The sequence below is a fragment of the Psychrobacter sp. M4 genome (assembly GCF_055699795.1).
In genome coordinates this window covers 1937405-1949607 of the sequence record NZ_CM146740.1, presented here as the reverse complement: position 1 = coordinate 1949607, position 12203 = coordinate 1937405, and the positions used below count along the sequence as shown (strand labels likewise).

General features: G+C 42.6%; 8 protein-coding genes. 7 read left to right on the top strand and 1 reads right to left on the bottom strand.

All coding sequences use genetic code 11. The features are described 5' to 3' along the window. Positions 1-207 precede the first annotated feature (207 nt). The 3 genes from lpxB to ACR63N_RS07920 all read left to right on the top strand — a co-directional run bounded on the left by lpxB (position 208) and on the right by ACR63N_RS07920 (position 4067). Positions 208-1512, top strand: a complete 1305-nt coding sequence (gene lpxB, locus ACR63N_RS07930; protein ID WP_472781816.1) for a lipid-A-disaccharide synthase — start codon at positions 208-210, stop codon at positions 1510-1512. 28 nt (positions 1513-1540) lie between these two features. Next, positions 1541-2485, top strand: a complete 945-nt coding sequence (locus tag ACR63N_RS07925) for a ribonuclease HII (protein WP_367110042.1) — start codon at positions 1541-1543, stop codon at positions 2483-2485. A 229-nt stretch (positions 2486-2714) separates the two neighbouring features. Further along, on the top strand, positions 2715-4067 hold the full coding sequence (locus ACR63N_RS07920) for a CAP domain-containing protein (RefSeq protein WP_367106954.1): 1353 nt from the start codon (positions 2715-2717) through the stop codon (positions 4065-4067). Between the two features lie 42 nt (positions 4068-4109). On the opposite strand, the gene ACR63N_RS07915 is transcribed toward ACR63N_RS07920, so the two are convergent. After that, positions 4110-4775 (bottom strand): DUF924 family protein, encoded by a 666-nt coding sequence (locus ACR63N_RS07915; RefSeq protein ID WP_472781815.1) that lies wholly within the window; start codon positions 4773-4775, stop codon positions 4110-4112. Positions 4776-4865: 90 nt separating this feature from the next. On the opposite strand from ACR63N_RS07915, the gene ACR63N_RS07910 reads away from it, so the two are divergent. From ACR63N_RS07910 to betT, 4 genes are all read left to right on the top strand, one after another. Beyond that, a complete protein-coding gene (locus tag ACR63N_RS07910; RefSeq protein ID WP_367111530.1) occupies positions 4866-6098 on the top strand; it encodes a carboxynorspermidine decarboxylase in 1233 nt (410 codons plus the stop codon). A gap of 227 nt (positions 6099-6325) precedes the next feature. Continuing rightward, a complete protein-coding gene (locus ACR63N_RS07905; protein WP_472781814.1) occupies positions 6326-7600 on the top strand; it encodes a saccharopine dehydrogenase family protein in 1275 nt (424 codons plus the stop codon). A gap of 365 nt (positions 7601-7965) precedes the next feature. Continuing rightward, positions 7966-9573, top strand: coding sequence for a sodium:solute symporter family transporter (locus ACR63N_RS07900; protein WP_367107013.1), 1608 nt, complete (start codon positions 7966-7968; stop codon positions 9571-9573). Positions 9574-9908: 335 nt separating this feature from the next. Beyond that, positions 9909-12143 carry a choline BCCT transporter BetT gene (gene betT / locus ACR63N_RS07895; RefSeq protein WP_367106958.1) on the top strand — a complete coding sequence of 745 codons (2235 nt, stop codon included), beginning with the start codon at positions 9909-9911 and terminating at the stop codon, positions 12141-12143. The last annotated feature ends 60 nt before the right edge of the window (positions 12144-12203 follow it).

The following is a 12203-nucleotide window of genomic DNA, read 5'->3' as shown; positions in this document are numbered from 1 at the left end:
TGATTTTGTGATGATGATAACTTAGCTATTGGCTTTAGCGTCACGTATGATAGAGCCACAAATCTTTAAAATAATCCGGTAAAGTATGGGTTTTAAAGTTGCTGTTTTTTGAGTTTGGAATTACTAAGTTTTAAAGTCATTTTTTAAATCACTGTATAAAATATTAACATCAAAGCACTACTATTTTGTCATTATCGAGAGCTTGCTATGCCTGTTTCTACTGTGCCTTCTAAAGCTACTGAAGCGTCTACCAAGGTTTCTAACGGTTTAAAAGACAGTCATCAGTCACCAAAAAATACGCTGGTCATCGGTATCGTTGCCGGTGAAGTATCGGGCGATAGTTTGGGCGCTGACTTTATGGCTCAGATGAATAATTTGCGCGACGATATCGTTTGGGTAGGGGTGGGCGGTAGTCAAATGCAAGCGCAAGGTCTGCAGAGTATTTTTCCGCTGTCGCGCCTTGCCGTGATGGGTTTGGTTGAAGTGCTCTCCCAGCTTCCGGATCTGTTTAAAGCGCGACGAGAGTTATTAACTGCTTTTGCTGCGACCAATATTGATTGGTTCGTTGGTATTGATGCCCCTGATTTTAATCTACGTGTTGCCAAAAAGCTTAAACCTAAAGGTGTGTTTTGTGTCCAGTATGTCAGCCCCTCTATTTGGGCATGGCGCGAGTCACGTATTCACGGTATTAAAGCGGCGACCCATTTAGTATTGTGCCTGTTTCCCTTTGAGCTGCCGGTGTATGAGCGCCACGATCATCCAGCGATATGCGTGGGACATCCGCTACTGCATACCATGGATCAGACGCTAATAGAAACTCCGATCAATCAGCTGCGCAGTGAGTTGGTGTGGCATAACGACGGTTTACAGCAGTTTTTTATTGAACGCTTCGACAATGTAAGTCAGCTCATTTGTGTCATGCCAGGTTCACGGCGCGGGGAGATTACCGCGATTTTACCATTGATGCTTGACGGTATTCAAAGGTTATTATTATTAGATCCCAAGCTTTGTTTTATTATTCCGACAGTGGATCAAAACCATCAATATATCGTGCAAGACGTGATCGATCAGCGTACTGAACAGCTGCGTAGTGCTATTGCGGTGATTTATGATGAGAGTCAACCTGCCTTTAGCCAACAAGCGATGGCAGCCTCTGATATGGTGATGCTAGCTTCGGGCACAGCAACGCTTGAGGCGATGCTGCTTGAACGCCCCATGGTAATTGTTTATCAGCTCAATAAACTTACCTTTGAGCTTGCTAAGCGTCTGGTAAAGGTGCCTTACGTGGGGCTACCTAACATTTTGGCAGGTGATGCTATTGTGCCCGAGCTTATCCAAGAGCAGGCAACGGGCGATAATATTTGCCGTACTGTGCTGCGCGTATTGCAGCCGCGCGCTTATGCCGAACAATTGCAAGATTTAGTTACCACTAAGCAGATTTTACAACAGCAAAGCAATCATGACTCTGCCCACAGCGTCGTTGAGCAGTGGTATATGCAAACTAAAGGTTAGCTTTAACGATCATAAGAACCCCAATCATATGAATAATAGCTTTTTTGTAGATAGCACCTTTGAGAATCAAACCATCGAAATAAAAACTGATATTGAACATATCGATATTAAAGGTCAGTATATTAATTTAGCCGCGCCTATACGTTTATTTGGTCAATTAAATCTTGTCAAACTAGCTGCTGAGTATAAGACACTTGAACGCTCAATCATATCTCAAGATTCAAAAGCCCTAAAGCTACAAATAGGCGTTGATGAAGCAGGGCGCGGACCACTTTTGGGCAGCGTGAATGTGGCGGCGGCAATCTTACCGTCGTTATGGTCAGATCTTATTGAGAGGCAGCCGCTGCAAGAAACACCGCTATCGATATTGACAGATTCTAAGCAGTTAAGTGAAAAAAAACGTGAGATTTTATATCCGCTAATCCAGCAGCAGGCTATCGGATATATTATCGCTGATATTTCGCCAGCAGTCATTGACCAGATCAACATTTTACAAGCCACTATACTAGGTATGCGTTTATGCACCGAAGCATTATTAGAGGTTGTAGCGGATCAAACTGCGAAAGCAGCAGGATTGGCATCTGGTAGTCTGCAAGCTCAAATACTCTATGATGGTAATCGCTGTCCAGAGCTCAATTATCCAAAACTTGCTAAGATAGGCTTAGACAAAACGAGTCTTGACTGTCAAGCGTGGATAAAGGGAGACGCGCGTCATACCAGTATTGCGGCAGCTAGTATTTTAGCAAAAGTGAGCCGCGACCAAACTATGTATGTGCTTGATTCTAAGTATCCGCAATATGGTATCGCTCGGCACAAAGGCTATCCAACTCGTCTGCATAGGGAAGCTATCGATACTCATGGGGTGTTACCTGAACATCGGCGCAGCTTTGCTCCTATAAGACTGGCGCTTGAAAACAATAGTGATTTGAAAATAAGGCAAAACCCCTCAGCTCCCCCCAAAAAGAATGTATAAGAATTTATCTTTTAAAAAAATAGCCTAAGCAAAAAAATTAAGGAGAAATCAATTCTTAAATCAGTTTTAAACTATTACTAAAATTAATCTCAGAGCCTGTATTTTTTGGACCGTCCCCTATGGACGGTTTTTTTATGGCTACAAACGGTAATTTTTCTATCGTTTGGCATAATTATTGCTCATTTTGACTATGGTCGCCCAATATACTCACTTGACTACCCTAGGATAAATGATGACTTTTAATGCAGCAGAGAAAAGCATTGCTATTGCCCTTTTTTCAACACTGTTTTTAACAGCTTGCGGTGGCGGTGGTTCAGATGATAGCTCAAATAATGCAAGTCCACCCACTACTATCAAACCATCAGCAGCTGATGAACCAACCGAACCTGTCAATACACCTGAGCTAACAAAACCTACCGATACGGTTAAACCACCAACTCAGTCTTCAAACGCTACCGATAGCACAAAACCGCCTAAACCTACCGACTCATCTGATGTCAATAAACCTACCGACAATCCTGCAAACAGCGTAGCCATATTACCGACTGGAGCAGCTGAAATGACTATCACAGATGTCAAAAGTAAAAGCTATGACGTCTCAGCAAAAGTAGGGTCAAGTTTGCTTAGCTTACAAAGACAGAGCTGCGGACTTAGCGCAGTAACCGAAAACAAAGAGCTGACCAAAATTGCTACCCAACATGCACAGTACATACAGCACGTGTTTTCTAATAGTAGACCAACCACATTTAATGCCCATTATGAAAATAAAATTACAGACATCAAAGATTGGACTGGAAGTAATAATCCATTTTTTACGGGTGTTAGTTTTAAAGACCGCTTAGTTAAAGCAAATTATTCAAACCTAGCTTATGGCGTCGCTGAAAACATCTCACAAATTACCTATTTTAGCTCAGCAGGTAGAGTTACCTCCCCTGATTACGCAGCACAGGGCATGACAAAGTCTTTGTTAGCTGCTCCTTATCATATGCGTCTGCTCATGACCCCTAATCTTAGCCAGACAGGCTCAGGCATGGTGGCTTATACTCCGCATAATAAGGATGCCGATAAATCTCAGGGTTACGTCTTGGTGAATGCTTCTTCAGCCGATAAAAAGACAGTGGATAAAACCGTAAAAGGGCTATTTACTTATCCTTGTGCTGATGTGACCAATACCAATACTGCTTTATATAATGAATTTCCAAGCCCGGTCGCAGGAACAGGACGGGACTTGGGTATAGATCCTATTGGTCAGCCTATCTATATTAGTATGCCTACTGCCAAAAGTATTAAAGTCAGCAATGTTAGGTTTCGCGATGTCCAGCGCAATATAAACGTGCCTATTGATCTACTTGATTATAGTAATGATCCTTATAAAGGTACTGAGTATGAGCTGCCAAATAATGAGGCGTTTATTTTACCCCTTACCGATAGTTTAAAAAGCTGCGAGATAGGTCGCAAAAAAGGTCAGAACTGCGGTCTCTACGGCAATAGTGACTACCGCGTAAGCTTCGATGTGTTAGTAGACAATAAGACACTTGAGACCAAAGCATTTACCTTTAGCACTGGTGAGGTTAATTATTAAACTTACTCGCTACTTTTATCCATTCTTAAAATGAGGATGGTCTTAAAATGAAGAGTTCGGTTGCTGCAAAAAAGCTTCTTCTTCGTCAGTCGACTCTCGATCCAAGGCATCATTACGATGCGGATAGCGTCCAAATTGTTTGATAATATCTAAATGACGATGTTCAAAATCTAAGGTTTGAGCATCGTTTAACTGTTCAAACAAGGGTAGATAGCGCTCATGAATCATCAATGATTCAGAATGCATGAACGGCATGATGGTAAAGCGACGCCATTCCATTGGCAGATTGTCAAATTGGGGCTGTTTGATAGCTTCTTGTGCCAGCACCAGTGCCATACCATCTTGAGCGAAAGCTTGAGCTTGATCACGGCACAAGTTACGCGAGAATTGGTCCAAAACGATGATCTCAGCCAAGCGTCCTGCTGAGTTTACAACTGAATCGACAAAATCTGCCTGTCTGTCATTATAGCGCCAAACTACGCATTCGCCGCGCTTCGCTGCTCGCCATATCTTGCCAAACTTATCATAGATTTGCTGATCGAAGTTATCATTTTTTTCAAACCAATAGGGTTCATTATCTTTGTCGAACCAAAAGTCTAATACGGCGCGAGCATCAGGATGTAGTGCATCCAAATTAATATCTGTTGTCTCAAGCGGGTGTGCAGCACGAGTCTTTGAGCTACTGGTATAATCAGTTGAAAGTGACATAATGTATTCTAATTGTGATGAATTTAGCCTACTATAGCGTAATTATTTTGGTCTGTCATGACGCTATCAGTAGCTACTAGGTTATCTCTTATGAATTCGACAAAAACAGTATTATCTACTCCTTTATCTGCGCTCCCAACGCCTTATTATCTGCTCGATGAAGCCTCTATCGTCGCCAATATGCAGATTATTGAGCGTTTATGTCAATTATCTGGCGCTAAGGCTTTGCTTGCTCTTAAATGCTTTGCAACATGGGGCGTGTTTGAGGTCATGCAGCCCTTCTTACATGGCACCACCTCATCATCTTTGAATGAAGTACGTTTAGGCTACGAAACTTTTGGCAATAATAGTGCTGCCAACAACAAAGAAAAGAAAGAAACCCATGCTTATAGCGTGGCCTATAGTGCGGATGAGATAGACGAAGTATTAAACTATGCCGACAAGATTATTTTTAATTCTATCTCGCAGCTCACTGCCTTCAAAGATAAGGCACAAGCAAAAAATATCCCAGTAGGACTACGCCTGAACCCTAAGACCAGCAATTCATCGTTTATTATTGCTGATCCGGCGCGCCCTTTTAGCAGGCTTGGTGAACATGATAAAAATAAAATCGTCGCTGTATTGGATGATATTACTGGGGTAATGATTCATAACAATTGCGAAAATGATAGCTTTGAAGCGTTTAGCGAGAGCTTGGCCGACATCGAAGCAAGATTTGGTGACGTTTTAGCGAAGCTTGAGTGGGTAAGCTTGGGCGGTGGTATTCATTTCATAGCGTCTGATTATCCGCTAGAAAAGCTTGCAGACAGATTAAAAGGCTTTAGCGAAAAGTATGGCGTACAAGTCTATTTGGAACCAGGGGAGGCGAGCATTCATGGGTCAGGGTCACTGGTAACAACGGTGCTCGATACCATGCATAACGAAAAAAACCTAGCCGTCGTCGATGCGTCTATTGAGGCGCACATGCTAGATTTACTGATCTATCAAGAATCAGCATCCATTACTTCTATCAACGATAAATCAGTTGATATTGTGCCTGCTAATGCTGAGCAAAAAAATGACGCTCCTAACAATACGATTATTTATGGTCGTTCTTGTTTGGCGGGCGATATCTTCGGTGAATATGACTTGGTAGATGCTACCCAAAAACCGCTAGAAATAGGCGATAAAATAGCCTTTGGTAATGCCGCAGGTTACACCATGGTCAAGAAAAACTGGTTTAACGGTGTTGACATGCCAGCGATTGTTATTCGTCGTTTAGATGGTAGCATTGATATCCAGCGTAAGTTTGATTATCAAGACTACAAAGCAAGTTTGTCTTAATTTTTAATCATTAAATAGTGCTAAAAAGACTATAAAAATTGTTATAATTGCGCCGGGCAGAGTGGCTATTATTTAAGAGTAGCTATTATTCAAATAATAGTCTTTGCTCGACGGGTGCGTGGGTTTTCCTCGGTCTTCCTTTTTAATTCACGCATATCATTCACTCGTTTCTGTTTTGCATAGCCATTATCGATGGTATCAACAGAGACACAAAGGAGGATTGTTCATTGAACACAAACCAACAAGCTAAGCCTAGCAAAAAAGACGTACTCATCATCGGCGCAGGCGGTGTCGCTCAAGTGGTCGCGCATAAGTGTGCGATGCATAATGATGTGCTCGGCGAGATTCATATTGCCTCACGTACCGAGGATAAATGCGCTGCTATCGCTCAAAGTGTACAGGATAAAGACAGTTTTAAGATTCCTGCAACCTTGTATACCCATCAAGTCGATGCGATGGACAGTCAAGCGCTTATCAAACTTATCAACGATACGGGCATTAAAATCCTTATTAATGTCGGCTCATCTTTTATCAATATGAGTGTACTAGAAGCTTGTATTGAGACAGGTATAGCTTATATCGATACCGCCATTCATGAAGATCCACGCAAGATTTGTGAGACGCCGCCATGGTATGACAACTATGAATGGCAACGCAAACAGCGCTGTGCGGACCATAATGTCACAGCGATTTTGGGTGTAGGATTCGATCCCGGTGTGGTCAACGCTTATGCGCGTATCGGCTATGACATGATGGATAAAGGCACGGTGACCGATATTGACATTATTGATATTAATGCAGGCAGTCATGGCAAGTACTTCGCCACCAACTTCGACCCTGAGATTAATTTCCGTGAATTCACCGGTACGGTCTACTCTTGGCAAGATAGCCAGTGGCAATCTAACAAGATGTTTGAGGTCAAACGCAGCGATGATTTGCCAGTCGTTGGCATGCAAAACAGTTACTTAAGTGGTCATGACGAGATTCATTCGTTATCGGCCAATTTAGACGTGCCCAATATACGCTTTTGGATGGGCTTCGGTGAGCATTACATCAACGTCTTTACTGTACTACAGAGCTTAGGATTGTTATCTGAGCAGCCAGTCGTGACCGCCGAAGGGCAAGAGGTTATTCCTTTAAAAGTAGTCAAAGCGGTATTGCCAGACCCAAGTTCCCTTGCGCCAAACTATACAGGCAAGACCTGCATCGGTGATAAAGTCAAAGGACAAATAAACGGCGTTGATAGCGAGGTGTTTATCTATAATATCTCCGATCATAAGGATGCCTACAACGAGGTCGGTAATCAAGGTATCTCCTATACTGCAGGTGTACCGCCCGTTGCGGCTGCTATACTAGTCGCTACAGGTACATGGGATGCAGGCAAAATGGTGAATGTCGAAGAGCTTGATCCTAAACCCTTTATTAACTTACTAAATAACATTGGTTTGCCGACGCGTATTCAAGATGCAGATGGGGATAGAGCACTTGAGTTTGATATTTGATTTATTTTAATTACCCAAAAAGCTTATCTGTCATAGATAAGCTTTTTTTTTGCGTATGAAATTTTTACGTATAAATAAGGGAGTTATTGATTCATTTTCGATTCATCGGATTGATGGGTAAAAACACTAGTCATAACATCTCTAAAATGTCTGAACTATACTCAAAGAAAAAAGTTTGCTGTTTACACTCATATATGAATATTTTGATAAGTGTTACATGATAATCACATTAATATTTACATGCTGTTATATATTTTAAAAAGTGTGTTTAATAACCACTTGTCACAGATTGGAGCCATTCATCAGAATGTAGTCCCAATTGTAATCTCAAACTTAGTACTGATAATAAAGAGTGAGTCGTGCATATGGGAAGTTTTGGGCTACTTAATTGGACTATATTGATTGTGTATCTTATCGGTAATTTGCTAATGGGTTTGATGTTTAGCAAAAATGTTAACAGTGCTGAAGATTATTATCTAGGTAGTAAAAAAATTCCTTGGTGGGCTATTGGTTTTTCGATATTAGCGACCTACGTTAGTGCCATGTCGTTTTTGGGTGGACCTGCTTGGTCATACGCAAGTGGCCTTGGGGTCATGATGATTCACATCAACTACCCTATAGTGATATTTATAGTCATCACGCTATTCTTACCTTTTTTCTATAATAGTGGTGTCGCCTCCATTTATGACTATCAAGAGCAGCGTTTTGGTAAAAAAGCTCGTAGTGTAATGTCGATCATTTTTATGATGACCCAAACGTTATCCTCAGCAGCGGTACTGTATGCGACAGCACTAGTGCTCAGCTTTATTACCGGTATAGAGATCAATCTTGCCATTGTAGTCATTACCATCGTGGCGCTGGCTTATACCTTGATGGGAGGTATCAGCGCGGTCATATGGACTGATGTCATCCAGTCGGTTATTTTGATGATAGGGGCGGGCATCATCTTTTATTTCTTATTAACCGATCTACCGCAGCCATTGATGACGACTCTCTCAGAGCTAAAAGCTAATGGCAAGATGAACATCCTAGATTTTACTTTGGATTCTAAAGTAGAAGCTACCGTGTGGACCGGTGTGATAGCGATGGTGATGTTTCATACGACCGTTTATGGTGCCAATCAGATGGTGGTACAGCGCGCGCTTACTGCTAAAAGTATTGGTGATGCCAAAAAGTCCTTTTTATTCATGGGGTTTGCCGCCTTTTTCGTCTATTTTGTATTCTTATTATTAGGCGTGCTGTTTTATAGCTACTACAATGGTCAAGACTTCGACAATAACAATACTATTGTGTTGCAGTTTGCAGCAGATACGGGCCTGCCGGGTCTTTTAGGTATTATTACTGCGGCAGTATTAGCAGCGTCACTTTCGAGTCTTGATTCAGCGCTTAACTCTTTATCTACAGTAACTACGCTTGATTTTTATGAAAAGTACTTTAAAAAGAACGCGTCATCTACTCATTACTTAAAGGCATCGCGCTGGTTTACCGTGATATGGGCAGGTCTAATTATCATACCGGCTATTTTGTTCTCTCAAAGTGAGGGCTCGGTATTGGAGCTGCTAACCAAAGTAGGCTCTTATTTCGTTGGTGCTAAGCTTAGTATGTATCTGCTTGGATTCTACTCACAGCATACGACAGAGCGCGGATTATTAATCGGCGTTGCCGCAGGGTTTTTGGCAGTGTGGGTAGCCGCTACGCAAACCGATGTTGCCTGGCCTTGGTACTGCGCCATTGGCTTTATAGTGAACGTACCTATTTCTATCGGAGTGAGTTTGTTGTTAGACGGGCGTCAAAATGAGATCTCCGTCTACACTATTAAAGGTCAAAAACAGATGTATCGCGAACAGAATCTACCGGTCAAGCAGGATGGCTGGTATGTGATTCCTGGTAAAGTGGACACTGTTAGTTGGTTATTGGTTGTGTTCTTTATCGCAACTTTAGTGGCTTTATATGTGCTAACCGTCTTTATCTAAATAGTTATCCTTATCTGGATAAAAAGCTGAGTATCATGCTCAGTTTTTTTATGTCTACTCATTTAATTGTGTCCCTGAATCAGCCTTGTCTAACATTTAATAATCTAATATTTAAAAACAAACCTTAAACAATAACTCGCTTTTAATCAAAACCTGTAATTTATACTGACCTAATTTTATAGCCGTCATGCAAATATAGCGCTTATCCCTACTATCAAATTATTCAGCATATGACATAATCCTATTCTTAAATACAGCGTTAATTAAAGCGTCACTTAAATGACACCTAAAATCGTGCTCGCTTTGATATGCCAAGCTAAATACAGGGAGGAAAAATGGCCAATGAACCCAATGATAATGACCTAAATGAAGCAGGACAACCAAACCCTTCAACAATTGAGTCAAATCAAAGCACACGTACGCCGTTTGAGCGCAAACAGTTTGGCGGTACCGAACGTCAATCCAAACCTTTTGATGAAGACGTACCGATATCGCGCAACGATCTCCAAAAAGGGGCGCAAGAGCTCACAGAAAACAGCGTGCCTCATATTAATTGGAGCGTGCTCATTATCTCATCACTAGTGATTGTGGCCTTTTCGATATGGGCCATCTTTTTACCTACTGGTGCCAGTACTACGATGAAAACCGTTGTCGACTGGATTGCCACCAATCTTGGCTGGTATTACGTGATTACGATGGTGATTGTTATTGGTTTTGTGCTTTGGGTAGCGCTATCTAAAGCGGGGAGTATACGTCTTGGCCCTGACGATTCGCGTCCACAGTACAAGCTTGGGACTTGGGCGGCGATGCTCTTTGCTGCTGGGGTTGGCATCGATATGCTGTTCTTTTCTGTCACAGGTCCCGTGGTACAATATCTGACCCCGCCTTCTGGTGAGGGTTCAAGCGCCGCTGCCATGCAAGATGCTGTGGTCTGGACGATGTTTCATTATGGTATTGCAGGCTGGTCGATATATGCACTGCTTGGCATGGCTATGGGCTACTTTGCCTATCGTTGGGGGATGCCGTTATCGATTCGAGCGGCGCTTTATCCACTGCTAGGTAAGCGCGTCATGGGGCCTATCGGTCATGGTATCAGTACTATAGCGCTGGTTGGTACGGTGTTCGGTGTCGCAACGACCATGGGAATTGGCGTGGTACTGCTAAACGTCGGCTTCTCAAAGTTATTTGGTTTAGAAGAAGGATTGACGCTACAGATTGCGCTGGTGGTTGGCGCTGTTGTTTTGACAATTTTGGCAACCACCTCAGGGGTTGATCGCGGTATCCGCTGGATATCGGAGCTGAACCTATGGAGTGCGGTGGCGATGATGGCGTTTATCTTGATCGCAGGCGAGACCGCCTTTTTGTTAAATGCATTGGTTGAAAACTTGGGTCAATTCTTTGTTACTCTACCCGCACGGATGTTCAAAACTTTTGCTTATGTGCCAGGTAGTAGCGTTTGGATGGGCAGTTGGACGCTGTTCTTTTGGGCGTTTTGGTTGGCATGGGGACCGTTCGTTGGGGTGTTTTTGGCGCGAATATCACGCGGCCGTACTCTACGCGAGTTCGTTATTGCCGCCATTACCGTACCGGTATTGTGCGACTTTATTATCGTCTCTTTCTTTGGCAATTCAGCACTTTATGAGGTCTTACAAGGTAATACCGCTTTTGCTGAGCTTGCAGTTGAAAGCCCTGAACGTGGTTGGTATGCACTGCTTGAGTTATTCCCAGGCGCAACTATATTGATCGCTTTAGCTACACTTTCAGGATTTTTATTTTATATTACCAGTGCCAACTCAGGGGCGATGGTCATGTCAAACTTCTCGACCTCAATTCCTGATCCAAGCGAGGACGGTCCTAAGTGGCTACGTATCTTTTGGGCGCTACTGACAGCGATACTGACCATCTCCATGTTGATAGCGGGCGGTGTTATTACTATGGAGTATGCGACTCTTATCTTCGCTCTTCCTGTAACTATTATTGTTTATTTAGTGATGTTTTCTTTCTCCAAAGCCTTAAGAATTGAACGTGCTGAGAACGAAGGTAAAGTACTGCGCCGTCCTTCTATAACGCCAAGTGGCGGTCATCTACCTGAACGTTCATGGAAGCAGCGCTTGGGACAAATGCTCGCTTATCCCTCTAAGCGTGAAGCGGTACAATTTCTTGATCGTATCGTACGCCCAGCGCTCAATGACGTGGCTGGTGAGTTTGAACGCCAAGGTTACAAGATTGAGCGTGATAGTATTCCGCATATAGATAATGATATTGATATCGGCGGCCCTTTATTAAAAGTCGCCTCCGATGCGCAAAATAACTTTTATTATCAAGTTTCTATGGTTGAAACGCCGTCGCCTACCTTTAGTGGCAAAATGGCACCCGTCAGTGATGTTTACTACCGATTGGAGGTGACCACGCAAACAGGTTCTGGTGGCTATGATTTGATGGGACTCACTAAGCAGCAAGTCATTAACGATGTCCTTGAGCAATACGAAGCGTATTTAACCTTTATTAGCACGCCTGTAGACTCTGATGATAATCTGCATAGAGCGGAATTAGCGACAGGTAAGCGTTGAACGCTGATTAATAAATAAGCCAGATACTTAAAGTATTTGGCTTATTATTTATCATACTAG

Coding starts and splice junctions, on each gene's coding strand:
- lpxB (WP_472781816.1), top strand. CDS start 208: ATGCCTGTTTCTACTGTGCCTTCTAAAGCTACTGAAGCGTCTACCAAG.
- ACR63N_RS07925 (WP_367110042.1), top strand. CDS start 1,541: ATGAATAATAGCTTTTTTGTAGATAGCACCTTTGAGAATCAAACCATC.
- ACR63N_RS07920 (WP_367106954.1), top strand. CDS start 2,715: ATGATGACTTTTAATGCAGCAGAGAAAAGCATTGCTATTGCCCTTTTT.
- ACR63N_RS07915 (WP_472781815.1), bottom strand. CDS start 4,775: ATGTCACTTTCAACTGATTATACCAGTAGCTCAAAGACTCGTGCTGCA.
- ACR63N_RS07910 (WP_367111530.1), top strand. CDS start 4,866: ATGAATTCGACAAAAACAGTATTATCTACTCCTTTATCTGCGCTCCCA.
- ACR63N_RS07900 (WP_367107013.1), top strand. CDS start 7,966: ATGGGAAGTTTTGGGCTACTTAATTGGACTATATTGATTGTGTATCTT.
- betT (WP_367106958.1), top strand. CDS start 9,909: ATGGCCAATGAACCCAATGATAATGACCTAAATGAAGCAGGACAACCA.